Below are 26,662 nucleotides of genomic sequence, written 5' to 3'. Positions count from 1 at the left end.
TTATTGGCCGGTATGCTGCTGGGCGAAGGCGGCGGCGGCCCCGAACAGGCCGGGCTGGGGATGGGTGATGAGCTTCACCGGAATGCCGGCCATCATCGACTGGAAGCGGCCTTTGGCGACGAAGCGCTGATCGAAGCCGGAGCGGATCAGTTTGTCCTTGATGCGCAGGCCGAGACCGCCGGCGATCACCACGCCCTTGGCACCGTGGGTCAGCGCCAGGTCGCCGGCGACCGCGCCGAGCGACAGGCAGAAGCGATCGAGCGCGGCAAGCGCGATCGAATCGGTGCCGTCGAGGGCTTCGGTCCAGATCGTCTTGTCGTCGCGGCTGGGGACGGGGCGCGCTTCCATCTCCGCCAGCGTCTCGTAGATCGCGACGATGCCGGGGCCCGAACAAATCCGCTCGGCCGAGACGCGGGTGAAGGTGCGGCGCAGGCGGCGGACGATCGCATCCTCGATCGCGTCGAGCGGCGAAAAGTCCATATGGCCGCCCTCGGTCGGCAGAACGTAATAACGCTTGTCGGTCTGGAAGACCTGCGCGACGCCGAGTCCGGTGCCGGGCCCACAGACGGTGGTGATGCCGTCGGTCGGGATCGGCGTGTCCGGTCCGCAGAGGTGGACGAAATGCTGCTGCGGCAATTGCGCGACGGCATGGCCGACCGCGCCGAAATCGTTGATCACCGTATAGATGTCGGCGCCGAGCCGCTCCGGGATCAGCGACGGGCGGATCACCCAGGGATTGTTGGTCAGCCGGATCACGTCGCCGGTGATCGGCGAGGCGACGGAGATCGCCGCCGCCTTGGGCAGGTCACCGCCATGCGCCGCGGCGAAGGCCTGCCATGCCGTCTGCAGGCTGGCATGGTCTTCGGTGCGCAGCGTCATCGGCTCGCCGAGCGAGACGACGCGGCCGCCCTCGACCTCCGCGATCGCGAAACGGGCATGCGTGCCCCCGATGTCCACCGCTACGACGTGCATTCATCCCTCCGATTATCGTTGCCGACCCTTCGACGTCCGGCGCGCCGCGTCTCCCGCCCGCCTGAAGAGCGGGGTGATGGGTCGTTTTTGTTACAGTCCCGCCGCGGCCAACATCGGCGATGCGCCCTGCTCCGCCTCGTCGGCCAGCTGGCGGAACATCGCGAACAGCTCGCGGCCCATGCCCTCGGCGGCCGGCGGCGCCTCGGCAAGGGGGCGTTCGTCCCATTCCTCCGCGTCGACCAACGCCTCGAGCGTCCCGGCTTCGGCATCGAGGCGGATCAGGTCGCCGTCGCGGATCTTACCGATCGCGCCCTGGCCCAGCGCCTCGGGCGAGCAATGGATCGCGCACGGCACCTTACCACTGGCGCCGGACATCCGACCGTCGGTGACCAGCGCGACCTTGAACCCACGATTCTGCAGCACGCCGAGCGGCGGGGTCAGCTTGTGCAGTTCGGGCATGCCGTTGGCGCGCGGACCCTGGAAGCGAACCACGACCACGACGTCGCGCTCGAGCCCGCCTGCCTTGAAGGCGGAGAGCACATCGGCCTGGTCGGTAAAAACGCGCGCCGGCGCCTCGATGATCCAGCGCGCGCGGTCGACCGCCGACACCTTGATACAGGCACGGCCGATATTGCCGGTGAGGATGCGCATGCCGCCATCGGGCGAGAAGGGGTTGGTGGCGGGGCGTAGGATCGTCTCGTCGCCGCTGTCGCCGACCGGCTGCCAGGCGAGCCGGTCGTCCTGCATCACCGGCTTTTCGGCATAGGCGCTGAGATCACCGCCGCCGATCGTCGGGATGTCGCCGTGCAGCAGCCCGGCCGACAGCAATTCGCGGATCACGAACGGCATGCCGCCCGCTTCCTCGAAGCCGTTCACGTCCGCCGACCCGTTCGGATAGACGCGCGCGATCAGCGGCACCGCCTGGCTGAGCCGATCGAAATCCTCCCAGTCGATGACGATCCCCGCCGCGCGCGCGATCGCCGGCAGATGCATCAGATGGTTGGTGGAGCCGCCGGTGGCGAGCAGGCCGACCGCAGCGTTCACGACCGCACGCTCGTCGACGCAATGGCCGAGCGGCCGGTAATCGTCGCCCCGCCAGCCGAGGCCGGCAAGCCGGTGCACCGCCGCCCGCGTCAGTTCCTGGCGAAGCTTGGTCTGCGGCTGAACGAAGGCGGCGCCGGGCATGTGCAGGCCCATCACCTCCATCATCATCTGATTGGTGTTGGCGGTGCCGTAGAAGGTGCAGGTGCCCTTGCCGTGATAGGCCTGGATCTCGGTATCGAGCAATTCGTCGCGCGTCGCCTCGCCGACCGCATAGCGTTCGCGCACCGCCGCCTTCGCCTTGTTGGCGATACCGGTGGGCATCGGGCCGCCCGGGATCAGCACCATCGGCAGATGGCCGAAGCGCAGAGCGCCCATCAGCAGGCCGGGCACGATCTTGTCGCAGATGCCGAGCAGCGCCGCCCCCTCGAACGTGCCGTGGCTGAGCGCGATCGCGGTGCTGAGCGCGATCGTGTCGCGGCTGAACAGCGACAGCTCCATGCCGGCATAGCCCTGGGTCACGCCGTCGCACATCGCCGGCACGCCGCCCGCGACCTGCGCCGTCGCGCCGACCTCGCGCGCCCACACCTTCATCAGTTCCGGGTAGCGATAATAGACCGCATGCGCCGACAGCATGTCGTTGTAGGCGGTGACGATGCCGATGTTCATGCCGGGGCCGTGGCGCATCGCGTCGCGATCCTCCTCGGTGCCGGCATAGGCATGGGCGAGATTGGCGCAGCCCAGCTGCGGGCGGCGAACGCCATTCTCGCGCTCGCGCTCGATCAGCGCGAGATAGGCAGAGCGGCGCGGCCGGGATCGTTCGATGATCCGGTCGGTAACGGCGGAAACGGCGGGATTCATGGGGAGGAAATCCGTCCGGTAGAGGTGGGGCGTCCGGTCAGGGCGCCCAGTGGATGTCGACGGGCAGCTCGACGTCGGCGAGTACCCGGCCGATGGGATAGGGCGAGGACGGCCCCTGGTCGATGGCCTTTTCAATCACTTCGCGCTTCGCCTGTCCCGTCACGGCGATCATCAGCGCGCGCGCGCTGGCGATCGCGGCGCGCGACAGGGTGACGCGCGCCACCGGCGCCTCCGGCGGCAGCGGATCGGGCATCACGCCCAGCATGCGTCGTTCCTTGGGGCCGTTGAGCGCCTCGTCGAAATCGGGGCCGGGAAAGATCGACGCGGTATGGCCGTCGCCGCCGACGCCGAGCAGGCAGAGGTCGAGCGGCCAGTGCAGATCCTGCATCAGCGCATCGGCGGAGCGGCCCGCGGCCTTGTAATCCTCGGTCGCCGCGGGGACGATCGGGATGACACGCGCGCCCTTGGGAATGAACAGCTTGCCGAGCTGGGTGACGTTGGACAGCGGGTCGCCGAGCGGCACGATCCGCTCGTCGCCGGGGACGATCGTCACGCGCTTCCAGTCGAGCTTCGCCTTGGCGAGCTTCTCATAGGCGGGGAAGGGCGTCTTGCCGCCGGCGAGGGCGATGACTGCGGAGCCGCGCGCATCCAGCGCGCTTTCGATGACGAACTGGATGTCGCCGGCGATCGCCTCGGCGAGCTCGCCTGCGTCGTCGTATTCCCACCATTCGATTTCGGTCATGCGTCGTCCAATCTCTTCAAACTGCCGTCATCCCCGCGGAGGCGGGGATCCAGACACTATGCCGTCGCGGCTCTATCGCAGCCCTGCGCGTCTGGATTCCCGCCTTCGCGGGAATGACAGTAAAAGGTCAATCGTCCTGCCAGGTCACGCCGTCGCGCTCGGTCAGCGCGATCGCGCCGGCCGGGCCCCAGGTGCCCGCGGCATAATGTTTCGGCCGGGTCTGGTTGGCCGCCCAGCCGGCGCGGATCGCGTCGATCCACTTCCATTGCGCCTCGACCTCGTCGCGGCGGACGAACAGCGTCTGGTCGCCCTCGATCAGGTCGAGCAGCAATCGCTCGTAGGCGATGCGCCGCCGCTTGCCGGAGAATTCGGCGTCGAGGCTGAGATTGAGCGGCACTTCGCGCAGCTTGATCCCCTCGCGGTCGAGCCCCGGTTCCTTGGTCATCACCAGCAGCTGGACATATTCCTCCGGCTGCAGACGGATCACCATCGTGTTGGGCTGGAGCAGGCCGCCACGGCCGGAGAACATCGAATGCGGCACCGGCTTGAACTGGATCGCGATCTCGCTGCGGCGCTTCGCCATCCTTTTGCCGGTGCGCAGGTAGAAGGGCACGCCCTGCCAGCGCCAGTTATCGATATGTGCCTTGATCGCGACGAAGGTCTCGACGTCGCTGTCGTAGCCGAGCTCTTCGTCATAGCCCTTGACGACCTTGCCGCCGACCGCGCCCTCTTCATACTGGCCGGTGACGGTGCAGGCCTGCACCTCCTCCGGCTTGATCTGGCGCATCGAGCGGAAGACCTTCGCCTTCTCGTCGCGGATCGCGGTGCCGTCGTACAATGCTGGCGGCTCCATCGCGATCAGCGCGACGAGCTGGAGCATGTGGTTGGCGACCATGTCGCGCAGCGCGCCCGCGCCCTCGTAATAGCCGGCGCGATCCTCCAGCCCAACGGTTTCGGCGATGGTGATCTGGACGTTGTCGATCCCCTGCGCGTTCCAGATCGGCTCGAACATCGAATTGCCGAAACGTAGCGCCAGGATGTTCTGGACCGTTTCCTTGCCCAGATAATGGTCGATGCGGAACGTCCGCTCCTCCGGAAAGGCGCGCGCGACGGTGTCGTTGATCTCGATCGACGAGGCGAGGTCGTAACCGAGCGGCTTTTCCAGCGCGATGCGGACGGTCGGGCCGGTCAGGCCGACCTTCTCCAACCCCTCGACCGCCGATTCGAACAGCGACGGCGCGGTCGACAGATAGATAGCGAGGCCGCCCGAAATGTCGCCGATCTTGTCGGCGAGCGGCTGGAAGCTGTTCGGATCCGACAGGTCGGCGGGCTGGAACTGGATCCGCTCCATGAAGGTGCCGAGCGCGCTCTCGTCCTTGCGATCGTCGGGCAGGAACTCGTCGAGCGCCTTCTTGACGACGTCGCGATAGCCGGAGTCGTCCATGTCGCCGCGCGCCGATCCGGTGATCGTCAGCCCCTCCGGCAGCAGCCCGTCGGCATGCAGGCCATAGAGCGAGGGCAGCAGCATGCGCCGGGCGAGATCGCCGGTCGCGCCGAACAGCAGGAGCTTACCCACGGGCGTGCGCGGCATGTCGCTATTCCTTCGTCAGGGTCAGGCCGGCGAGCGGATCGAGTCCGGCCATGATGTTGAGATTCTGGACGGCGGCGCCGCCGGCGCCCTTGCCGAGATTGTCGAGTGTCGCGATCAGCCGCGCCTGGCCGCTGTCGGCGTTGCCGCAGACGCGCAGCGTCATCCCGTCGGTGCCGCTATGCTCCTCGATCGTCACCGTCTGCGCATCACCGCGGGCGACGCGGACCAGCGGCGAGCCGGCATAGGCCGCGACCAGCGCACCCTCGACGTCCGCCAGCGACGGCGCCGCCGGCAGATGGAGCAGGGGCAGCGGCACCTCGCCGAGCATGCCGCGAAGCAGGCGGGCAACCGACGGGGCGAAGATCGGCGGATAGGACAGGCCGGCACGCGCGCGCATCTCCGGCAGATGCTTGTGGGCGAGGCCGAGCGCGTAGATGCGGAAGGCGGTGTCGGTGCCCCCCTCCTCGAATTCGGCGATCATCGCCTTGCCGCCGCCCGAATAGCCCGACACCGCGTTGAACGACAGCGGCCAGTCGGCCGGGATCAGCCCGGCGCGGACGAGCGGGCGGACGAGCGCCAGAAAGGCGGTCGGATAGCAGCCGGGATTGGCGACGAAGCGGGCGGCGGCGATGCGCTGCGCCTGATCGGGCTCCAACTCGGCGAAACCATAGGTCCAGCCATCGGCGACGCGATGCGCCGTCGAGGCGTCGATCACGCGGGTACGATCGTTGCGGATCAGCGCCACCGCCTCGCGTGCCGCGTCGTCGGGCAGGCACAGGATCGCGATGTCGCAATCGTTCAGCGCCTCGGCGCGCGCCGCCGCGTCCTTGCGCCGCGCCTCGTCGAGGGTGACGACGGACAGGTCCCGCCGTCCGGCGAGTCGGTCACGGATGTCCAGCCCGGTGGTGCCGACCGCGCCGTCGATGAAGACCATAACGCTCATGCGCTGGCATCCAGCGCCACGCGATCGACATAGCCGACGACGTCGCGCTCGGGCGCACGGCCCCAGGCATGATCGCCGGCCAGTTCGAGCACCTCGAACCGATCGCCCTCGGCCAGCTCGGCGAGCGGGGCGGTGCGGTTGCGATCGGCAAAAATCGACGTCGCCTGCCGCGCGACCGTCAGGATCGGCGCGGCGTAATGCGGCGCGAACACCTGCTCGGCGAGGCGCACGTCGGCAAGGTCGCCGCGCACCGCATGCGTGCGGGGATCGAGCACGACCGACGGGCCCGTCAGTGCGAACGTCTTACGCGATTGCGGCGCGGAGAGGGGCTCGGTGGGGGGCTGGCGGGTCGCCTTCGCCGAGGAAATGCCCGAACTCTTCAAGAAAATCTGCCCCTTCGGATGTGCGAGCGACGAAGATGTTGCGCTTGTCGCTGTCGTCGCGTTGCCGGCGCAGATAGCCGAGTGCGCCCAACCTGTTCAAGGCGCGCGTGACGACGGGCTTCGAGACGTTCAGGGCGCGCGCCAGACCGCGGACGGTATGGGGGCCGGGATTGAGGTAGACGAGCATGAGCAAGGCCATCTGCCGGTTGGTCAGATCGGGCTCGCCCGAGCGGACGTAATCGACCAGAGCGGTCATCCACGTCGACAGTGATTGCGCGGCGGCTGTTCCCACGTGCAAATACCCGTATCTGCACCCATTTTCGGGTGTCGTTTCGCGGTCATAACGCCGCGCCCCGCTGCAGGTTTCCGCGAAAAATTAACGAAAAGGCGGCGATTGCAGGCCGGTCGGACGGCAGCGGCGGTTGGCGCGGCCGCGCGGTTGGCCCGGGACGCGAATCGACACTAATCCGGCGAGGGCGATCCCGGCCCGTGTCACGGCGACGGAACGCGCGGTTGATCCCCCGGCGCACCTCGCCTATGTGCGCGCCTTCACCGACAATCGGGACCTTAGATGTTCACCTTCCTTCTCGTCGTCCATGCCATCATCGCCGCCGCACTCGTGACGGTGATCCTGATGCAGCGGTCGGAGGGCGGTGGCCTTGGCATGGGCGGCAGCCCGTCGGGCCTGATGTCGGCGCGCGGCGCGGCGGACTTTCTGACCCGCCTGACCTCGATCTTGGCGACGGTGTTCGTCGTCATGTCGATCGCGCTGGCGTTCCTCGCGGCGAGCCGGCAGACGCAGACGATCGATACCTCGTTGGCGCGGACCGTTCCGGCACCGAAGCAGGATGCGGTGCCCAACACGCCCGCCGATGCGGCGCCGGCGACGCCGAGCAACGCGGCAGCGCCCGCGACGGCGCCGGCGGACAACGGCGCGGTTCCACTCGCCCGCTAATCCGGTTCAGCGGTTCGCCGCATAAACGCGCGTCCTCGCGGCGCGCGCTCTTGTCGTTTGCCCCCAACCCAAGCTAGGCGGTTCTTCCCATGGCGCGGTATATCTTCATCACCGGCGGCGTGGTCTCGTCGCTCGGCAAGGGCCTCATGGCGGCCTCTCTTGCAGCTCTTCTCCAGGCACGCGGCTACCGCGTCCGGATCCGCAAGTTCGATCCCTATCTCAATGTCGATCCGGGCACGATGAGCCCGTATCAGCACGGCGAGGTCTATGTGACCGACGACGGGGCGGAGACCGACCTCGACCTCGGCCATTACGAGCGGTTCACCGGCGTCGCGTCGCGCCAGTCGGACAATGTCACTTCGGGCCGGATCTACAAGTCGATCATCGAGCGCGAACGGCGCGGCGATTACCTCGGCGCGACGGTGCAGGTCATCCCGCACGTCACCGACGCGATCAAGGCGTTCGCCCGCGCCGAGACGGACGACCTCGACTTCGTGCTCTGCGAGATCGGCGGCACGGTCGGCGACATCGAATCGCTGCCGTTCATCGAGGCGATTCGCCAGCTGAAGAACGAGGTCGGCCGCGGCAATGCGATCAGCATCCACGTGACGTTGGTGCCCTATATCGCTGCCGCCGGCGAGTTGAAGACCAAGCCGACGCAGCATTCGGTGCGTGACCTGGCGGCGTTGGGCGTGCAGCCCGACGTGCTGGTCTGCCGCTGCGAACATCCGCTGCCGCCGTCGGAGCGCGCCAAGATCGCGCTGTTCTGCAACGTGCCCGAGAGCGCGGTGATTCCGGCGCTGGATGCCAAGAGCATCTACGGCGTGCCGCTGCAATATCACGGCGAGGGCCTCGATTCGGAGGTGCTGCGCGCCTTCGGCATCACGCCGTCCTCGGCGCCCGATCTGTCGCGCTGGACCGACATCATGGACCGGCTGACCAATCCCGAGGGCGAGGTGACGGTCGGCGTCGTCGGCAAATATGTCGGCCTGCAGGATGCGTACAAGTCGCTCAACGAGGCGCTCGTCCATGGCGGTATCGCCAACCGGGTGAAGGTCAACATCCGGTGGATCGACGCCGAAATGTTCGAGAACGACTCCAGCGAGATCGTCAGCCAGCTCGAGCCGTGCGACGCGATCCTCGTCCCCGGCGCGTTCGGCGAGCGCGGCGCGGAGGGCAAGATCAAGTCGGTCAAATTCGCCCGCGAGCGCGAGATCCCCTATTTCGGCATCTGCTTCGGCATGCAGATGGCTTGTGTCGAGGGCGCGCGCGACCTCGCCGGGATCGAGCAGGCCTCGTCGACCGAGTTCGGACCGACCGAGGAGCCGGTGGTCGGTCTGATCACCGAATGGATGGGTCGCGACGGGCTGGAGAAGCGGGAGGCGTCGGGCGATCTTGGCGGCACGATGCGGCTTGGCGCCTATGAGGCGGCGCTGGACGGCAATTCGGTGGTCGCCTCGATCTATGGCGGCACGACGATCCACGAGCGGCATCGCCACCGTTACGAGGTCAACACCCATTACAAGGACGCGCTCGAAAAGGGCGGGTTGGTGTTCAGCGGCATGTCGCCCGACGGCACACTGCCGGAAATCGTCGAGCGGCCGGACCATCCCTGGTTCGTCGGTGTCCAGTTCCATCCGGAGCTAAAGAGCAAGCCGTTCGACCCGCATCCGCTGTTCGCCAGTTTCATCGCCGCGGCGGTGAAGCAGAGCCGCCTGGTCTGACGCCGACGTCGCAAAGCGTTAAGCGCTGAAACGATAGGAAGGGGACGACTCATTCGTCCCCGGAGGCCCATGTGGCACGGCCGCTGTCGCTGAAGCTGTTCGCGTTCCTGTTCGCCGCATCCTGTCTGCTGAGCGTCGCGCTCGCCATCGCGGCGAGCCGTTCGATGACCTTCGGCTTCGCACTGGCGCCAGAGGCCGCCCGGGTGCTGGCGCGTCGGATCTTTTGGATCCGTGTCGCAGGGATCGGCTTTGCGATCACCTTGTTCATCCTCGTCGTGTTCCGGCGATCAGTCGGAGCGCGGGGGACGCTGCTGCTTCGTTGGTTCATGGCTCTGGCGACCAGCGTGGCGCTGCTGCGCGCGATCGGGGTCGTGTCTCCGGAGGGGACGGCTCCGGTCATGATCGTCGCCTCGATCGCGCAATTGATGATCGAGGGGCTGGCGATCCTCATCCTCTACAGCCCCGACGCGAGCGACTGGTTCGACCCGCGCTCCCCCGCATTCGTGCGCGGCTGACCCTTGTCGCTGCACACAAGAAGGCGCCCGGACCCGTCGGCCCGGACGCCCCACGACGTCTGGAAAAGGGAGCTACAGACGCCGATCCGTGTTACGCGGCCTGCTGCGTCGCCTCGGTCTGGTTCTCGACGGCGGCGAGCGGCGTGCCCGTCTTGATCGCGATGCTCTTCGGCTTCATCGCCTCGGGCACTTCGCGGACCAGGTCGATGACGAGCAGACCGTCGTTGAGACGGGCATCCTCGACGAAGACGAAGTCGGCGAGTTCGAAGCGGCGTTCGAAGCTGCGGTTCGCGATGCCGACGTGCAGGAAGTTGGCGTTGGCCGCCTTGTCTTCCTTCTTGCCGGCGACGAGCAGCAGATTCTGCTGCGCGGTGATCTCGATCTCGTCGCAGCTGAAACCGGCGACCGCCAGCGTGATGCGGTAACGGTCGTCAGCGATGCGTTCGAGGTTGAAAGGCGGATAATTCTCCGCCGCGTTGCCGCGGGCATTGGCCTCGAGCAGATCGAACAGCCGGTCGAAACCGATCGTCGAGCGGCGATAGGGGGTCAGGTCGAGTCGCATGTCAAATCCTCCGAAAGAAGCGAGTTGATGTGTTCGGCGCCCGCTCGTGCGCGGCACCTCTGCACGGTCCGTATCGGCCCCGTGCGACCCAGATTTGGGAAGGCTTCGGCCCTTTACAAGAGATCCGGTGCCGCTGGCCGGCAAGCCGCGCTATGTCCCGGACAAGCAAGTCCTTCTTTGATCGCCTAGTCAACCAGTGGACGTTGCCGGCGAACGATAAAGGGGTCCTGCATGTCGCTTACGCTCGCAATCCTGTTCGCGGGTCAGACCGCCGCCGCGTCCGCCGTGCCGATCCAGGATGGGCCGGCAGAGGGGCAGCCGGCACCGGCGGCGGCGGACGCCAGCTCGCAGCAGGGCGACATTCTGGTCACCGCGCGGCGGCGTTCCGAATCGGTCCAGCGCGTGCCGATCGCCATGTCCGTGATCGGCGGAGCGGACATCGACAAGACCGGCGCGTTCAACGTCAACCGGCTGCAGCAGCAACAGCCGGCCCTGCAATTCTACTCCAGCAACCCCCGCAATTCGGCGATCAACATCCGCGGGCTCGGCGCACCGTTCGGCCTGACCAACGACGGCATCGAACAGGGCGTCGGCTTCTATGTCGACGGCGTCTATATCGGCCGGATCGGCGCCTCGACCTTCGACTTCGTCGATGTCGAGCGGGTTGAGGTGCTGCGCGGGCCACAGGGGACGCTATACGGCAAGAACACCACGGCCGGGGCGCTCAACGTCACCACTCGCGCGCCCAGCTTCACGCCGGAGGGGCGGGCGGAAATCAGCCTCGGCAATTACCGCTTCGTCCAGGCCAAGGCATCGGTGTCCGGGCCGCTGTCCGACGATATCGCGCTGCGCCTGTCGGCCTCTGCGACGACGCGCCGCGGGACGATCTACGACACCCGTTCGGGAGAGGATCTGCACCGCCAGCGCAACCTCGGCCTGCGCGGCCAATTGCTCTGGCAGGCCACCAGCGCGCTCAGCCTGACACTGTCGGGTGACTTCAACGTCCAGAACCCGCTGTGCTGCGTGCAATATTACGCCCGCGTCGGGACAACGCAGCGGCCGCTCGCCCGCCAATATGCCGCGCTGGCGGCGGCGCTCAACTATCGGCCGCCGAGCACCGATCCCTTTGACCGGGTCACCGATCTCGATGCCGGCATCAATTCCCGGCAGGAGGTCGGCGGCGCGTCGCTGGTCGCCAATTGGGATATCGGCCCGGCGACGCTGACCTCGGTCAGCGCCTGGCGCTATTGGGACTGGCAGCCGCAGAACGATCGCGACTTCACCGGCCTGCCGATCACCACCGTGTCGCAGAACCCGTCGCAGCAGAAACAGGTGTCGCAGGAATTCCGGCTCGCCTCGAACGGCAGCAACCGGCTCGACTATACGGTCGGCGCTTTCCTGTTCCACCAGACGATCCACACCCAGGGATCGCAGGTGCAGGGATCGGCGGCGAGCCGCTTCCTGCTGTCCGGTTCGGACGCGAACAATCCCAATGTGCTGAACGGCCTGACCTCGACCAACACGATCGACTTCAGCAACGACAGCTTCGCCGTCTTTGCCAAGCTCAACTGGGCGCTGACCGACGCATTTCACGTCCAGCCCGGCCTGCGCGTCAACTATGACCGCAAGTCCGGATTCTATGAGTCCGTGGTCAGCATCGCCAATGCGCAATATCGCTTCACCGCAACCGCCGACAATGTCGCCGCCCTGCTCGCCGCCCAGCCGACCGCGGCGGCGCGCACAACCTTCCAAAACCAGATCAACACGCTCGCACCGCAACGCTACAGTCCGCGGTTCAGCGCCTGGAACACCTCCGGCGACATCACCGTCTCCTACGACGCGACGCCGGACATCCACGCTTATGCGACCTATGCGCGCAGCTTCAAATCGGGCGGCATCAACCTGTCCGGCCTGCCGCTCAACGCCACCAACACCGGTGTCGACCTGTCGACGCAGACGGTCAAGCCGGAGAAGGTCAACAATTACGAGATCGGCCTGAAGACGCAGTTCCTCGACCGGCGCCTGACCTTCAACCTCGCCGGCTTCTGGACCGACGTCGCCGACTATCAGGCGACGGTGAACAACAATGCGATCAACGTGATCCGCGGCTATCTCGCCAATGCGGGCAAGGTCCGCTCGCGCGGCGTCGAGTTCGACAGCAGCTTCCGTCCCGACCGGCACCTCAGCCTCTATCTCAGCGGCGCCTATACCGACGCCCGATACGTCCGCTTCACCAACGCGCCATGCCCGCCGGAACTGTCGGGTGGTACCGCCACGGCCCCCGGCGGCATCACCGATCTGGCCGGCACCCCCGGCGGCCGCAGCCCGGCCTATTGCGACATCTCCGGCCAGCGGCTGCCCGGCATCTCGAAATGGGCTTTCTCGTTCGGCGGCGAATACAGCCTGCCGGTGCCGAGTGCCGGCGGCGAGGCCTATGTCGGCTATGACGGCAGCTATCGCTCGCGCTTCTCGTCCAATCCGTCGCCGTCCGCCTATACCTGGATCGAGGGCTATTCGCTCTCCAATGTTCGGCTCGGCTATCGGCAGGACGGCACCAATGTCTTCGCCTGGGTGCGCAACGTCTTCGACCACCATTATTTCGAATTGCTGTCGACCCAGTCGGGCAGCACCGGGCTGATCGTCGGCCAGCCGGGCGATCCGCGCACTTATGGCGTGACCGTGTCGAAGTCCTTCTAGGCAGAGCGACAGGCATCGCCGGGCGCGCCATACCGACCGCGGCCGGGAGGGGGGCGCCATCTCTGGCCTCGGCCGATGCCGCTGGAAAATACAAAGACTGGGCCACGTTAGGCGATCGTTCAGGATGGATCGGCTAATCCGGATCAGCCGGACAAGGGGCGCGATTTGGAAGCTCCCGCCCTTTGTCCGGCTCGGCCGCGGCGGGGAGGGCGGCCTTTCAACGGCAAACGCCCGGACCGTTGCCGATCCGGGCGCCTGCGTGACGAGAAACTCGTCAGCCCCCTTGGTCGTCAGGCCGATCGCGCGTGTTCGCTGCGTCGTCCCGATGTCGTCCCCGAACCACGGCCGTTGCCTGTGTCTCAGATGAATTTCTGCTATGGCATGGGCCGGGGTTTGTCATCGGCTATGTCACGGCCGCATCACGATTGCGCCTGCCCTGTGACGATTCCGCAACATCTCGTTGCGCGCACCGCCGGGCCCGCTTACAGGCTCGCGCCATGATCCTCTCGCGCTATGAACGGATGATCGCCCGTCGCTACCTGCTGCCGGGCAAGGGCGAGGCGTTCATCTTCCTCGTCGCCTCGATCAGCCTCGTCGCGGTGATGCTCGGCGTCGCCGCGCTCGTCATCGTGATGAGCGTGATGAACGGTTTCCGGGCAGAGCTGTTCGACAAGATCGTCGGGCTCAATGGCCACGCCGTGATCCAGAGCGTCGGCGGTCGCCTGCCGGACTGGCAGGACATCGTCCGCCAGGCGCGCGCGACCCCCGGCGTGACCAGCGCCGTGCCGCTGATCGAACAGCCGCTCGCCGCGACCTACAACGGCCGTGCCGAGGCGGTGCTGGTCCGCGGCGTGCGGATGAACGACGTGCAGGACGTGATCGGCAAGAAGATCGTGATGGGTTCGCTCGCCTCGGTCACGCCGGGAAGCGGGCGGATCGCGATCGGCTCCCGCCTCGCCGAGGCGCTGGGCGCGACCGTCGGCAGCGAAATCCAGCTGTTCAATCCGCAGGGACAGACGACGCCGTTCGGAACGGTGCCGCGGATCGTCAATTATCGGGTCGGCGCGATCTTCGAGATCGGCCTGTACGATTACGACAAGCAGTTCGTGATGATGCCCATCCAGGATGCGCAGACGCTGCTGCTGATGGGCGATGCGATCGGCATGATCGAATTGCAGACCGTCGATGCCGATCGGGTCGGGCCGATCCTCGCGCCGCTCGCCGACAAGTTGCCACCCGGTGCGATCATTCAGGACTGGCGGTCGATGAACGCGCAGCTGTTTCAGGCGCTGGAGGTCGAGCGCGTCGCGATGTTCACCGTGCTGTCGATCATCATCCTGGTCGCGGTGTTCAACATCCTGTCCAGCCTGATCATGCTGGTCCGCGCGAAGACGCGCGACATCGCGATCCTGCGCACCATGGGCGCGACGCGGGCTGGGATGATGCGCATCTTCGTCACCGTCGGCACGATCATCGGCGCGCTCGGAACGGTCGCCGGCCTGATCCTCGGCGCGGTGTTCCTGTTCTACCGCCAAGCGGTGGTCAATTTCGTCCAGTTCGTCACCGGCCAGAATCTGTGGGATCCGTCAATCCGCTATCTGACGGAACTGCCGTCCAAGCCCGACCCGGTCGAGATCGTCGTCATCACCGTGATGGCGCTCGGCTTCAGCTTCCTCGCCACCCTCTATCCGGCGTGGAAGGCGGCGAGCACCGACCCCGTACAGGTGCTGCGCTATGAATGACGCCGTCCTCCAGACCCGCGGCCTGACGCGCAGCTTCACCCAGGGCGGCCATACGATCCATGTGCTGCGCGGCGTCGAGCTGTCGGTCGGCCCCGGCGAGATCGTCGCTTTGGTCGGGCCGTCGGGATCGGGCAAGTCCACCCTGCTGCAGGCGGTCGGTCTGCTCGAGGGCGGGTTCGAAGGCTCGATCCGCATCGGCGGCGAGGAGGCGGCGAGCCTCGACGCGCACGGCCGCACCGTGATGCGCCGCGACCGTTTGGGCTTCGTCTATCAGTTCCACCATTTGCTGCCCGACTTCAATGCCACCGAGAATGTCGTGCTGCCGCAGCTGATCCAGGGGGCCGAGCGGAGTGCGGCGGAGACTCGCGCCGCCGGGCTTCTGACCGCGCTCGGCCTCGGCCACCGGCTGACCCATCGGCCGAGCCAACTGTCGGGCGGCGAGCAGCAGCGCGTCGCCGTCGCCCGCGCGCTCGCCAATCGGCCGATGCTGGTGCTGGCCGACGAGCCGACCGGCAATCTGGACGAATCGACTGCCGATGTCGTCCTCGCCGAATTCCTGCGGCTGGTCCGCGGCGAGGGCTCGGCGGCGCTGATCGCGACGCATAACGAGCGGCTGGCGCAGAAGATGGATCGCGTCGTCCGCCTGCACGACGGCGTCTTGTCGTGACCGGTTGGCGTGACACGCCGACCCTGGTCGGTCGCCATGTCACGCTGCGCCCGCTGGTCGAGGCCGATTTGCCGGCGCTGGTCGAGGTCGCGCGCGTCGGCGGCCTGTGGGACATCTTCTACGCCAACGTCGCGATGATGAAGACGCCGGACCGCTGGTGGGCGGCGGCGGCGGCGGAACAGGATTATGGCCGCGCACGCCTGTTCGCGGTGGAGACGCCCGACGGGCAGCTGGTCGGCACGACCCGGCTGATGCGGATGAACCCCAGCCACCGCCGGCTGGAAATCGGCGGTACCTTCTACGCCAAGGCGGTGCAGCGCACCGGCGTCAATACCGAGGCCAAGCGGCTGCTGCTGAGCCACGCCTTCGAGACGCTCGACTGCCAGTGCGTCCAGATCCGCACCGACGCGCTCAATCTCCGTAGTCAGCGGGCGATCGAGCGGCTCGGCGCCAAGAAGGACGGCGTGCTGCGTGGCCATCAGCAGATGGCGGACGGGCGGCTGCGCGACACCATCGTCTATTCGATCCTCGACCGTGAATGGCCGGGGGTGAAAGCGAACCTCCAATATTTGCTGGCGAGGCACGACGGATGACGACCATCACCGACCTTTCCATCCGCGGCGCCGACGGCGCGCCAGTGGCGCTCGACCGGTGGGCCGGGCAGGTGCTGCTGATCGTCAACACCGCCTCGCAATGCGGCTTTACTCCGCAATATGAAGGCCTGGAGGCGCTCTACCGCCGCTATGCCGAGCGCGGCTTCGCGGTGCTCGCCTTCCCGTGCAACCAATTCGGCAGCCAGGAGCCGGGCGATGCGGCGGAGATCGCCAGCTTCTGTTCGCTGACCTACGATGTGACCTTTCCGGTCTTCGCCAAGATCGACGTCAACGGCGCCGCCGCCGATCCGCTGTTCGATCGGCTCAAGGCGGCGGCGCCGGGACTGCTCGGCTCGCAAGCGATCAAGTGGAACTTCACCAAGTTCCTCGTCAACCGGTCCGGCAAGGTCGTCCGCCGCTATGCCCCGACTACCAAGCCGGAGGCGCTGGCGGCGGACATTGAGGCGCTGCTCTAGCGACTCACACCGCCGGCGTGGCGAAGGCGGGTGCGCCCTTGCGGTGGTTCAGCGCCGCGGCGATCGAGGTCACGCCGCCGAACAGGAAGCTGATGCCCAGAATGAAGCCGGGCAGCGTCAGCGCCGACCATGGCAAGGTCATCAGCACGTAGACGGCGAGCAGGATATTGATGACGCCGAGCGCGATCATCAGCCCACGCCCGCGGCGAAAGCGCGCGCCCAGCCCGATCTCCATCGCGCCGCGCACCCCAAGCCAGATGGCGACCATCAGCGTCAGCGAGAAGGCGCCGGTCGCCGGCTCGAACGCCATCAGCAGTCCGACGATCAGCGACAGCAGGCCGAAGCCGATCGCATAGCCGCGGCCTTCATGCCCCTTGCCGAAGATGCCGGCGCCGATCGAGACGATGCCCGCCGCGATGAAGAAGGCGCCGATCACCAGCGTTGCCGCCAGCGTCGCGGCGAACGGCCAGGCGAAGGCGGCGAGGCCCAGTAGAGCGGACACCACACCATAAGCGAGAATCCATCCCCAGCCAGCGCCGGCGGAGCCGGTGGCGAGCGGGTCGGTGAAGCTGCGCGCGTCGGTCATGTTCGATCCCTCCGTTTCTGACGCAACGGAGTTATCCACCGCCGGTTCCGCGCCGTCCCTGTTCGAATCGCCCCCCATCCGCTACATGGGCGCGATGCATTCCGGGTTCGTGCCGCTCCGTATCTTTTCGTCCTACACGATGCTGGATGGCGCGATCGAGCCGAAGGCGATCGCCAAACAGGCCAAGGCGTTGCAATTCCCCGCCGCGGGCCTCACCGACCGCAACGGCCTCTATGCCGCCATGGCCTTTTCCGACGCGGCCAAGAAGGACGGCGTGCAGCCGGTGATCGGCACGATGCTGTGCGTCGCGCGGCCCGACATGCCGGAGGGGGTGGCCGCGCCGCTCGACTGGCTGGCGCTCTATGCGCAGGATGCGACCGGCTACGACAATCTCTGCGCCCTGGTCAGCCTGGCGCATCTCGACCGCCCGGTCGAACAGCCGGCGCACGTCGATTTCGCCGCTTTGACCGGCCGTACCGACGGGCTGGTTGCGCTGACCGCCGCGGGCGAGGGGACGCTGGCGCGGCTGTTCGCCGAGGACCAGCCGGCGCGGGCGGAGGCCTATTGCGACCGGCTGCAGGCGCTGTTCGGCGATCGGTTGTTCATCGAGCTCGCCCGCCGCGGCGACCCGGTCGAAGAGGCGGCGGAGCAGGCACTGATCGACCTTGCCTATGCCCGCGACCTGCCGCTGGTCGCGACCAATCCCTGCTGCTTCGCCGACAGCGGCTTTCTCGACGCGCATGACGCGATGCTGTGCATCGCCCATTCCACCTATGTCGAAAGCGACGACCGGCCGAAATCCTCGCCCGACGCCTGGCTGAAGCCGGCGGCGGCGATGCGCGAGCTGTTCGCCGACCTGCCCGAGGCAATCGACAATACCTTGCTCGTCGCGCAGCGCTGCGCGGTGGCGGCGCCGAAGCGCAAGCCGATCCTGCCCAGCCTCGCCGGCGACCGCGAGGGCGAGGCGATGATGCTGCGCCGCGATGCCCATGCCGGGCTGGAGGCGCGGTTGCGCCGGATCGTCGAGGTCGAGCGCGGCGTCGCGGTGGCGGAGGTGCCGCTCGGTACCGTGGCGGAAAGTGCGGCTGCCGAGCCGGTCGGCCCCGCAACCTCGGCCGCCGTCGACGACGTCACCCCCGACTATCTCCGCAGCCGCTTCCCGGAGTATTTCGAGCGGCTCGACTTCGAGATCGACGTCATCGTCCAGATGGGTTTCCCCGGCTATTTCCTGATCGTCGCGGATTTCATCAAATGGGCGAAGGATCACGACATTCCCGTGGGGCCGGGCCGCGGCTCGGGCGCGGGCAGCGCGGTCGCCTGGGCGCTGACCATCACCGATCTCGATCCGATCAAGCTCGGCCTGCTGTTCGAACGTTTCCTCAATCCGGAACGCGTGTCGATGCCCGACTTCGACATCGACTTTTGCGAAACCCGGCGTGGCGAGGTGATCCGCTACGTGCAGGAGAAATACGGCCGCGACCAGGTCGCGCAGATCATCACCTTCGGTAAGCTGAAGGCGCGCGCGGTGCTCAAGGACACCGGCCGTGTGCTGCAGATGAGCTACGGCCAGGTCGACCGGCTCGCCAAGCTCGTCCCCAACCACCCGACCGATCCCTGGGACCTGAAGCGCGCGCTCAACGGCGTGCCCGAGCTGGCGAAGGAATATGCCAACGACAATCAGGTCCGCCGCCTGCTCGACCTCGCCACCAAGCTGGAGGGGCTGCCGCGCCATTCGTCGACCCATGCCGCCGGCGTTGTGATCGGCGACCGGCCGCTCGCGCAGCTGGTGCCGCTCTATCGCGATCCGCGCTCCGACATGCCGGTGACGCAGTTCGACATGAAATATGTCGAGGGCGCGGGGCTGGTGAAGTTCGACTTCCTCGGCCTCAAGACGCTGTCGGTGCTCAAGAAGGCGGTGCAGCTGCTCGCCAAGCGCGGCATCGCGGTCGACCTCGACGCGCTGACCTGGGACGACGAGGGCGTCTACAAGCTGCTGCAGAAGGGCGACACGGTCGGCGTCTTCCAGCTCGAATCGGAGGGCATGCGGCGCACGCTGTCGGCGGTCCGCCCGACCAATTTCGGCGACATCGTCGCGCTCGTCTCGCTCTACCGCCCCGGCCCGATGGACAATATCCCGTCCTTCGGCCGGCGTAAGCAGGGCACGGAAGAGCTGACCTATCCGCATCCCTTGCTCGAGCCGATCCTGAAGGAGACCTACGGGATCTTCGTCTATCAGGAACAGGTGATGCAGGCGGCGCAGGTGCTCGCCGGCTACAGCCTCGGCGGCGCCGACCTGCTGCGCCGCGCGATGGGCAAGAAGATCAAGGCGGAGATGGACGCCCAGCGCGCCACCTTCGTCGAGGGCTGCGCCAAGCATAACGGCATCAAGAAGGACTATGCCAACCAGCTGTTCGACCTGATCGACAAGTTCGCCGGCTATGGCTTCAACAAGAGCCACGCCGCCGCTTATGCGCTGCTCGCCTATCAGACCGCCTGGCTGAAGGCGCATCACCCGCACGAATTCTTCGCCGCGTCGATGTGCTACGACATGGCCTTGACGGACAAGCTGAGCATCTTCGTCGACGACATGCGCCGCCTCGGCGTCACCGTGGTCGGTCCGGACATCAACGCCAGCGAGGCGGAATTCGACGTGCAGGAGGTCGGCGAGGGCGAGGAGCGGGGCCTTGCGGTCCGCTATGCTCTCGGTGCGCTCAAGTCGGTCGGCGAGGGCGCGATGGAAAAGCTCGTCGCCGAACGCGAAGCGGCAGGACCGTTCAAGAGCCTCGACGACCTCGCCGAGCGGGTCGATCCGCGGCTGATCAACAAGCGCCAGCTCGAAACGCTCGCCGCCGCCGGCGCCTTCGACTCGATCGAGCCGAACCGCGCGGCGGTCCATGCGGTGGCGGAAACCATCCTCGGCCTCGCCGCGCATACGCATGCCGGGCGGACCAGCGGTCAGGGCGGCCTGTTCGGTGCTGACCACGTCGCCGGCGACACGATCAAGCTGCAGGCGAACCTGCGCTGGTCGATGGCGCAGGCGATGGAGCAGGAGAAGGAGGCGTTCGGCTTCTATTTCTCCGCGCATCCGGTCGACCGCCACACCCATCTCGCGCGGATGCATGGCGCCCGGCAATATGTCGCGCTGACCGAATTGCGCATTCCGGAGGACGGCACGCGCGCCGGCGCGACCATGGCGGTGCTGGTCGAGGAGGCGCGCTGGCGCACCTCGGCGCGCGGCAAGCGCTATATGATGGCGACGCTGTCCGACGCGAGCGGCCAGTTCATGGCGACCTGTTTCGACGATGGCGTCGCCGCCGATCTGGAAGAGGCGGCGCGCGAGGGCGGCTGCGGGCTGATCACCGTCGAGCTCGACCGGCGGCCGGGCGAGGAGACGCCGCGCGTCTCGGTGAAGCGCATCCAGCCGTTCGAGAGCCTGGCGACCCACGCGCGCTTTATCATCGAGGCACGCGTCGCGGATGCGGCGGCGCTTGGCCGCCTCGCCGAACTGCTCGGGCCGCAGCGCGGCGCGCGCGGCGAGGTGCGTGTGCGGCTGCCGATGGAGGGCGGCGAGGCGAAGCTGCTGCTCGGCCGCGACTTCCTGCTCGACCTCGAACTGGTCGCCGCGATCGAGGCGATCCCCGGCATCACCGAGGTCGCGCTCGACCGCGCCGCCTCGCAGCTGCGCTCGGTGGGCTGATCCGATGCCGATCGACGCCGCCCTGCCGTTCCTGCCCGTCCGTATCGCGGTGCTCACCGTCTCCGACACGCGCGGCCTCGCCGACGACCGCTCCGGCGACACATTGGTGGCGCGGATCGCCGACTCGGGGCACGTCCTCGCCGATCGGGTGATCCTGCGCGACGACGTCGATGCGATCGCGGCGCAGCTCGACCGCTGGATCGACGATCCCGCCGTCGACTGTATCGTCACCACCGGCGGCACCGGCGTCACTGGCCGCGACGTCACCCCCGAGGCAGTCGAGCGTGTCGCGGACAAGATGATCCCGGGCTTCGGCGAACTGTTCCGCTGGCTCAGCTATGCCAAGATCGGCACCTCGACCGTCCAGTCGCGCGCCTGCGCCTGCGTCGCGCGCGGCACCTATGTCTTCGCGCTGCCCGGCTCCACCGGGGCGGTGAAGGACGGCTGGGACGGCATCCTCAAGGACCAGCTCGACAGCCGCCACCGCCCGTGCAACTTCGTCGAACTGATGCCGCGGCTGACCGAGCGGTAGCGCGCGTCAGTCGTTCTGGACGACGGCGAGTTCGTGCCCGTCCGGATCGAAGAAGTGGAAGCGCCGGCCGCCGGGGAAGGCGAAGATGGCCTTGGCGATCCGCCCACCGGCCTTCTCCACCGCCGCCAATGCGGCGTTGAGATCGTCGACCGCGATCACCGGTAGCACCGATGCGGTCTTTTCGGCCTCGTCCGCTTGGAAGCCGAGATCGGTATCGCCGCTTGTCGTCGCAGCGTAGCTCGGCCCGAAGTCCATGATCTCCCACCCGAAGGCCGCCCCATAGAAGGCCTTGGCGCGGCCGGTGTCCGCCACCGGCAGTTCGCAATAGTTGAGTCGTGCCACGTCTCTACTCGCTTACGTTCTTGCTATGTTCTGACGTTTCTTTTAGGCTCCGGCGATGCCCGAACGCAAGCCACGTCCGGTGCGCGGCGCTACCTGGAACCGGGAAAGCACGCGCTTCAACCTGCCCCAGACGGAGGTGGATGGCGACTGGCTGGATGCACGCGCCGATATCGACGGCGCGCCGCCGCCGCTGGCGACGTCGGTGACGGTCGAGCATCCGCGCACGATCATCGCGCGCAACACCTCCCCCGACGTCGGTTTCGACCGGTCGATCAATCCCTATCGCGGCTGCGAACACGGCTGCATCTATTGCTTCGCGCGGCCGAGCCACGCCTTCCATGACCTGTCGCCGGGGCTCGACTTCGAAAGCCGCTTGTTCGCCAAACCCGATGCGCCGGCCTTGCTCCGCGCCGAGCTCGCCAAGCGCCAGTACGAGGTGCGGCCGATGGCGCTCGGCACTAACACCGATCCCTATCAGCCGATCGAGCGCGACTGGCGGATCACCCGCAGCATATTGGAGGTGTTGCGCGACACCCACCACCCGTTGACCATCACCACCAAATCGGATCGCGTCGTCCGCGACCTCGACATCCTCGCACCGATGGCGGCGCAGGGGCTGGCGGCGGTGGCGGTGTCGGTCACCTCGCTCGATCCGGTCATCGCCCGCACGCTCGAGCCGCGCGCGCCGCATCCGGAGCGGCGGCTGGCGGCAGTGCGCACGCTCGCCGACGCCGGCGTGCCGACCTATGTCTCGATCGCGCCGGTGATCCCGGCGATCACCGATCACGAGCTGGAGCATCTGGTCGAGCGGGCGGCGCGGGCGGGGGCACGCGCCTGCTTCTTCATCCCCGTCCGCCTGCCGCACGAGGTCGCGCCGTTGTTCCGCGCCTGGCTCGACGCTCATTATCCCGATCGCGCCGGCAAGGTGATGGCGACGATCCAGTCGCTGCGCGGCGGCCGCGACAACGACCCCGGCTTCTTCACCCGGATGCAGGGGCAGGGGCCGTGGGCGGAACTGATGCGGACGCGCTTCCGCATCGCCTGCCGCCGCCATGGCCTCGTCAACCGCGGGGTGACGCTGCGCTGCGACCTGTTCCGGCCGCCCGCCGGGCCGCAGGGCGAATTGTTTTAGCGCGCTGGTAACCATCCCGCGCTAGAGGCGGGGCGATGACGCTGCGCCGCGCCTGGCTGATCCTCTGCCTCGCCGCGGTGGCGCTGCGCCTGCCCGACATCGGCAATCCGCTGATCGACTATGACGAGCAGATGTACCTGCTGGTCGCCCGCCGCATGTGGGACGGCGCCTGGCCGTATGTCGACATCTGGGACCGCAAGCCGATCGGGCTGTTCCTCATCTATGCCGGATCGCAGGCCTTCGGTGGCGATCCGATCGTCGCCTATCATCTGCTCGCGCTGCTCTGCGTCGGCGGGACGGCGATGCTGATCGCAACGTGGCTGACGCGGATCGCATCGCCCTGGTGCGGACTGGTCGGCGGGTTGGTCTACATATTGTGGATCGGCTCACTCGGTGGCCGCGGCGGGCAGGCGCCCGTCTATTACGAGCCGCTCGTCGCCGCCGCGGCCTGGGCGGCGTGGCGCGCGGCGAGCGGCGGGCGGCGCGGTTGGACGGCGGCGGCGATGCTGCTCGCCGGCGTCGCGCTGCAGATCAAGCCGACCGTAGTGTTCGAGGGCTGTTTCTTCGGCGCCGCCATCCTGTTCGGCGATTGGCGACGCGGGCGCGCGCTGCTTGCGCTGGCGGGCGAGGCGGCGGCGATGATCGCGCTGGCGCTGGCACCGACGCTGTTGGCCTATGGCGTCTATGCGGTCTGCGGCCACGGCCAGGCCTGGTGGTTCGCCAATGTCGATTCGATCTTCCTGCGCGGCATCACGCCGAGCGACCCGGTGGGCGGCCGGGTGATCAACACCGCGGCGATCGTCGCCATCCCGCTGGCGGTGGCGCTATACGGCATCGCGCGCCACGCCGGGCCGATGCGCCCGTTCCTGGCCGGCTGGCTGGCGGCGGCGCTGCTCGGCTGGCTCGCGATCCCGCCCTATCTGGTCCATTATGCGATGCCGCTGATGCTGCCGATCGCGCTTGGCGCCGGGCTGGCGGTACGCCGCTCCTGGGCGCCGGCGGCGCTGCTCGCGATTCCCGCCGGCTGGTTCCTGTGGCTGTCGGGCTATCCCCATCGCGGCGAGACGGCGATGGCGCGGCGTGCGGTTGTCGCGTCCGCGCGGCTGATCGACCGTTACCGGGGGCGGGGCTGCGCCTACATCTTCCTCGGGCCGCCGGCCTTCTACACGGCAAGCGGATCGTGTCTGCCGACCCGTTACCCCTTCTCCGAACATCTCGGCAACATCAGCGAGCGCGGCGCGATCGGCATCGATCCGCAGGTGGAGGTGGCGCGCATCCTGGCGTCGCGCCCGCCGGTGATCGTTTCGCGCCGCTCCGGCAGCGGCGACAATCCCGCCACCGTGGCGCTCGTCCGCACCGCGGTCCGCAGCCACTATCGCCGGGTCGGCACGACGCTCGGCTACGCCGTCTACGCTCGAACCAACTGATTGAGGTTAAACACTTTTACTGCATCCTCCCAAGGCAAGGCTCGTTGAGCTGGGACCCTTTCCAGCCAAGGAGGACCCTCGCATGGCCACCGTACCGACCGACGTCGTCCGCTCGCTGTTCGTCACCGGCCTGAAGAACGCCCATGGCGTCGAGCATCAGGCGCTGGCGCTGATTGACCGGCAGCTCGACCATCTCGCCAATTATCCGGAAGTCGAGGCGCAGCTGCGCCGTCACCGCGGCGAGACGGAGACGCAGATCAGCCGGATCGACGAGATCCTGAGCGGCTTCGACGAAACGCCGTCGGCGCTGAAGGATCTCGGCCTCAGCATCTCGGGCAATCTCGCCGCGCTGGCGCACGTCTTCGCCCCGGACGAGATCCTCAAGAACAGCTTCGCCAACCATGCCTTCGAGCATTTCGAGATTGCCAGTTACACCGGCCTGCTGACGCTCGCCGAGCTCGGCGGCTTCGGCGGCCAGCGTAGCCTGCTCGAACAGTCGCTCGGCGAGGAGCAAAGGATGGCCGCCTGGGTGCTCGATAGCCTGCCGGATCTGACCCGCAAATATGCCGACCTGCGCGCCGCCGGTGCGACGGCGAGCCATTGATCGCCCGCCGGATAGACGCATCGGGATCGCTTCGCCGGCCCGAACGGTTCTGTCACGGATGGAGGACAATACGATGACCGATCCCGAACAGCCGACCCCGAACGACGCCGATCGCCAGCGCGAAGGCGCGGAGGGCACCGACGCCAACCGTGCCGAGACACCGGAATCCGGTGCCGGTTATGGCAATCATGCGCCCGACAACGACGACAACGAGGGCTGACGTCGCCAGCTGACCGCCGTCGGGCCAAGCGCCCGGCCGCCGGTCACGCCGGTGTGGCGCCGTCGAACCGGAAATCCCGATAGCGGTCGCGCAGGGCGGTCTTGAGCAGCTTGCCCGTCGCGGTATGCGGCAGGTCGTCGACGAACAGGATCGCGTCGGGCAGCCACCACCGTGCCACCGCACCGGCGAGATGCGCGCGGATCGCTGCCGCGTCGACCGCCGCCTCGGGCTTGCGCACGACCAGCAGCAGCGGCCGTTCGTCCCATTTCGGATGCGGCACACCGATCGCCGCCGCCTCGGCGACACCGGGACAGCCGAGCGCCGCATTCTCCAGCTCGACCGAGCTGATCCATTCGCCACCGGACTTAATCACGTCCTTCGACCGATCGGTGATCTGCATCGTACCGTCGGGATGAAGGATGGCGACATCGCCGGTGTCGAACCAGCCGTCGGCATCCACCGCATCCTGCTCGGCGCCGAAATAGCGCTGGATCACCCACGGCCCACGGATATGCAGCCGCCCCGCGCTGACGCCGTCGCGCGGCAACGGCCGGTCGTCGGCGTCGCGGATCGTCAGCTCGATCCCATAGGGGACCTGACCCTGGCGGACGAGCAGGTCGAGCTGCGCCTCCCGCGGCCAGTCGGCGAAGCCCGGCGGCGGCGCGGCGACCGTCGCCACCGGCGAGGTCTCGGTCATGCCCCACAGATGCTTGACCTCGACCCCCATGTCCATCAGCCGCGCGATCATCGCGCGCGGTGCCGCCGAGCCGCCGATCGTCGCCAGCCGCAGATGCTCGGGCCGCTGCCCGGTGGCATCGATGTGCGCGAACATCGCCAGCCAGACGGTCGGCACCCCCGACGAGATCGTCACTCGCTCGCGGTTCATCAGGTCGCACAGCACGCCGGCGTCGTTGACCGCGGACATCACCAGCGTCGCGCCGGCGATCGGCGCCGCGAACGGCGTGCCCCAGGCTGCGGCGTGGAACAGCGGCACCACCGGCAACAACACCGATCCGGCGGTCAGGCCGAGCACCGCGGGGGAGGCGACGAGTTGCGCGTGGAGGATGCTGGAGCGATGCGTGAACAGCACCCCCTTCGGATTGCCGGTCGTGCCGCTGGTGTAGCAGAGCATGCACGGGTCGCGCTCCGGCCCCGTCCGCCAGGCGTAGTCGCCGTCCTCCGCGGCCAGCAACGCTTCGAAGCCGTTGGCGCCGTCGCCGTCCATCACGACATAATGGTCGATCGTCGTCCAGCGGGACCGCAGCCGGTCGACGATCGGCTGGAAGGCGCGGTCGTAGAGCAGCACGCGATCGGCGGCATGGTTGGCGATATAGACCAATTGATCATCGAACAGCCGCGGATTGATCGTGTGGATCACGCCGCCCACGCCGATCACGCCATACCAAGCGGCGAGATGGTGCGCATGGTTCATCGCCAGCGTCGCGACGCGTTCGCCCGGCGCGATGCCGAGCCGCTCCAGCGCCTGCGCCAGCCGCCGCGCATCGTGCGCGATCCCGGCCCAGTCGGTGCGCGTCTCGCGCCCGTCGGCCCAGCGGCTGACGATCGCCCGTGTCGGATGTTCGCGCGCCGCGTGGTCGATAAGCGAGGGAACCCGAAGTTCGAAATCCTGCATCCCGCCCAGCATTATCCCACTCCTT

Annotated in this window: 25 protein-coding genes; 14 read left to right on the top strand and 11 right to left on the bottom strand. The window is 67.8% G+C overall.

The features are described 5' to 3' along the window. The 7 genes from glk to ACU5AX_RS02720 form a co-directional block, all read right to left on the bottom strand. The gene (gene glk / locus ACU5AX_RS02750; protein ID WP_446689567.1) at positions 1–972 is read right to left on the bottom strand and encodes a glucokinase; all 972 of its coding nucleotides are present in this window, start codon (positions 970–972) and stop codon (positions 1–3) included. A gap of 90 nt (positions 973–1,062) precedes the next feature. Next, positions 1,063–2,874 (bottom strand): phosphogluconate dehydratase, encoded by a 1,812-nt coding sequence (gene edd / locus ACU5AX_RS02745; protein WP_446689566.1) that lies wholly within the window; start codon positions 2,872–2,874, stop codon positions 1,063–1,065. A gap of 37 nt (positions 2,875–2,911) precedes the next feature. Next, complete coding sequence (gene pgl, locus ACU5AX_RS02740; RefSeq protein ID WP_198352842.1) at positions 2,912–3,616, bottom strand: 6-phosphogluconolactonase; 705 nt, start codon at positions 3,614–3,616, stop codon at positions 2,912–2,914. 127 nt (positions 3,617–3,743) lie between these two features. Then, entirely contained in the window at positions 3,744–5,207 is a 1,464-nt protein-coding gene (gene zwf / locus ACU5AX_RS02735) for a glucose-6-phosphate dehydrogenase (protein WP_446689565.1), read from the bottom strand. A 4-nt stretch (positions 5,208–5,211) separates the two neighbouring features. After that, positions 5,212–6,150: an N-acetyl-gamma-glutamyl-phosphate reductase gene (gene argC / locus ACU5AX_RS02730; protein ID WP_446689564.1), complete on the bottom strand. Its 939-nt coding sequence runs from the start codon at positions 6,148–6,150 to the stop codon at positions 5,212–5,214. After that, entirely contained in the window at positions 6,147–6,425 is a 279-nt protein-coding gene (locus ACU5AX_RS02725; protein ID WP_446689563.1) for an SH3 domain-containing protein, read from the bottom strand. The genes argC and ACU5AX_RS02725 overlap by 4 nt, the downstream gene beginning before the upstream one ends. A 28-nt stretch (positions 6,426–6,453) precedes the next feature. After that, a complete protein-coding gene (locus ACU5AX_RS02720) occupies positions 6,454–6,789 on the bottom strand; it encodes a MarR family transcriptional regulator (protein WP_446689562.1) in 336 nt (111 codons plus the stop codon). A gap of 315 nt (positions 6,790–7,104) precedes the next feature. Between ACU5AX_RS02720 and secG the strand changes: the two genes are divergently transcribed. The 3 genes from secG (at position 7,105) to ACU5AX_RS02705 (ending at position 9,727) form a co-directional block, all read left to right on the top strand. Continuing rightward, positions 7,105–7,488 carry a preprotein translocase subunit SecG gene (secG, locus tag ACU5AX_RS02715; RefSeq protein ID WP_198352846.1) on the top strand — a complete coding sequence of 128 codons (384 nt, stop codon included), beginning with the start codon at positions 7,105–7,107 and terminating at the stop codon, positions 7,486–7,488. A gap of 89 nt (positions 7,489–7,577) precedes the next feature. Next, positions 7,578–9,212 (top strand): CTP synthase, encoded by a 1,635-nt coding sequence (pyrG, locus tag ACU5AX_RS02710; protein WP_198352847.1) that lies wholly within the window; start codon positions 7,578–7,580, stop codon positions 9,210–9,212. Positions 9,213–9,283: 71 nt separating this feature from the next. After that, positions 9,284–9,727, top strand: a complete 444-nt coding sequence (locus ACU5AX_RS02705; RefSeq protein WP_446689561.1) for a hypothetical protein — start codon at positions 9,284–9,286, stop codon at positions 9,725–9,727. Between the two features lie 91 nt (positions 9,728–9,818). Here ACU5AX_RS02705 and ACU5AX_RS02700 read toward each other — a convergent pair whose 3' ends face one another. Next, the gene (locus tag ACU5AX_RS02700; RefSeq protein ID WP_446689560.1) at positions 9,819–10,289 is read right to left on the bottom strand and encodes an Hsp20 family protein; all 471 of its coding nucleotides are present in this window, start codon (positions 10,287–10,289) and stop codon (positions 9,819–9,821) included. A 231-nt stretch (positions 10,290–10,520) separates the two neighbouring features. On the opposite strand from ACU5AX_RS02700, the gene ACU5AX_RS02695 reads away from it, so the two are divergent. The 5 genes from ACU5AX_RS02695 to ACU5AX_RS02675 all read left to right on the top strand — a co-directional run bounded on the left by ACU5AX_RS02695 (position 10,521) and on the right by ACU5AX_RS02675 (position 16,464). Then, entirely contained in the window at positions 10,521–12,986 is a 2,466-nt protein-coding gene (locus tag ACU5AX_RS02695; protein ID WP_446689559.1) for a TonB-dependent receptor, read from the top strand. 497 nt (positions 12,987–13,483) lie between these two features. Continuing rightward, positions 13,484–14,728, top strand: coding sequence for a lipoprotein-releasing ABC transporter permease subunit (locus ACU5AX_RS02690; RefSeq protein WP_198352851.1), 1,245 nt, complete (start codon positions 13,484–13,486; stop codon positions 14,726–14,728). Then, positions 14,721–15,395, top strand: coding sequence for an ABC transporter ATP-binding protein (locus tag ACU5AX_RS02685; protein ID WP_198352852.1), 675 nt, complete (start codon positions 14,721–14,723; stop codon positions 15,393–15,395). The genes ACU5AX_RS02690 and ACU5AX_RS02685 overlap by 8 nt, the downstream gene beginning before the upstream one ends. Beyond that, positions 15,392–15,988 carry a GNAT family N-acetyltransferase gene (locus tag ACU5AX_RS02680; RefSeq protein WP_446689558.1) on the top strand — a complete coding sequence of 199 codons (597 nt, stop codon included), beginning with the start codon at positions 15,392–15,394 and terminating at the stop codon, positions 15,986–15,988. The genes ACU5AX_RS02685 and ACU5AX_RS02680 overlap by 4 nt, the downstream gene beginning before the upstream one ends. Then, positions 15,985–16,464, top strand: a complete 480-nt coding sequence (locus ACU5AX_RS02675; RefSeq protein ID WP_446689557.1) for a glutathione peroxidase — start codon at positions 15,985–15,987, stop codon at positions 16,462–16,464. Before ACU5AX_RS02680 ends, ACU5AX_RS02675 begins: the two co-directional genes overlap by 4 nt. Positions 16,465–16,468: 4 nt before the next feature. Here the strand turns inward: ACU5AX_RS02675 and ACU5AX_RS02670 are convergent, their stop codons facing one another. Further along, positions 16,469–17,050: an HdeD family acid-resistance protein gene (locus tag ACU5AX_RS02670; RefSeq protein ID WP_446689556.1), complete on the bottom strand. Its 582-nt coding sequence runs from the start codon at positions 17,048–17,050 to the stop codon at positions 16,469–16,471. 94 nt (positions 17,051–17,144) lie between these two features. Here ACU5AX_RS02670 and dnaE point away from each other — a divergent pair, with 94 nt between their 5' ends. Beyond that, complete coding sequence (gene dnaE, locus ACU5AX_RS02665) at positions 17,145–20,747, top strand: DNA polymerase III subunit alpha (RefSeq protein ID WP_446689555.1); 3,603 nt, start codon at positions 17,145–17,147, stop codon at positions 20,745–20,747. Positions 20,748–20,751: 4 nt separating this feature from the next. Then, positions 20,752–21,279: a molybdenum cofactor biosynthesis protein B gene (gene moaB / locus ACU5AX_RS02660; RefSeq protein WP_198352857.1), complete on the top strand. Its 528-nt coding sequence runs from the start codon at positions 20,752–20,754 to the stop codon at positions 21,277–21,279. 6 nt (positions 21,280–21,285) lie between these two features. On the opposite strand, the gene ACU5AX_RS02655 is transcribed toward moaB, so the two are convergent. Then, complete coding sequence (locus ACU5AX_RS02655; protein WP_446689554.1) at positions 21,286–21,621, bottom strand: VOC family protein; 336 nt, start codon at positions 21,619–21,621, stop codon at positions 21,286–21,288. 55 nt (positions 21,622–21,676) lie between these two features. Here ACU5AX_RS02655 and ACU5AX_RS02650 point away from each other — a divergent pair, with 55 nt between their 5' ends. From ACU5AX_RS02650 to ACU5AX_RS02635, 4 genes are all read left to right on the top strand, one after another. Beyond that, positions 21,677–22,753, top strand: a complete 1,077-nt coding sequence (locus tag ACU5AX_RS02650) for a PA0069 family radical SAM protein (protein ID WP_446689553.1) — start codon at positions 21,677–21,679, stop codon at positions 22,751–22,753. A gap of 35 nt (positions 22,754–22,788) precedes the next feature. Then, the gene (locus tag ACU5AX_RS02645) at positions 22,789–24,180 is read left to right on the top strand and encodes an ArnT family glycosyltransferase (protein WP_446689552.1); all 1,392 of its coding nucleotides are present in this window, start codon (positions 22,789–22,791) and stop codon (positions 24,178–24,180) included. A gap of 82 nt (positions 24,181–24,262) precedes the next feature. Next, entirely contained in the window at positions 24,263–24,784 is a 522-nt protein-coding gene (locus ACU5AX_RS02640) for a ferritin-like domain-containing protein (RefSeq protein ID WP_446689551.1), read from the top strand. Positions 24,785–24,857: 73 nt separating this feature from the next. Beyond that, positions 24,858–25,004 carry a hypothetical protein gene (locus ACU5AX_RS02635; protein WP_446689550.1) on the top strand — a complete coding sequence of 49 codons (147 nt, stop codon included), beginning with the start codon at positions 24,858–24,860 and terminating at the stop codon, positions 25,002–25,004. 43 nt (positions 25,005–25,047) lie between these two features. On the opposite strand, the gene ACU5AX_RS02630 is transcribed toward ACU5AX_RS02635, so the two are convergent. Further along, on the bottom strand, positions 25,048–26,649 hold the full coding sequence (locus ACU5AX_RS02630) for a long-chain fatty acid--CoA ligase (protein ID WP_446689549.1): 1,602 nt from the start codon (positions 26,647–26,649) through the stop codon (positions 25,048–25,050). Positions 26,650–26,662 lie beyond the last annotated feature (13 nt).

Source organism: Sphingomonas benefaciens (assembly GCF_052907485.1).
This window is presented reverse-complemented; position numbering and strand designations above follow the sequence as displayed.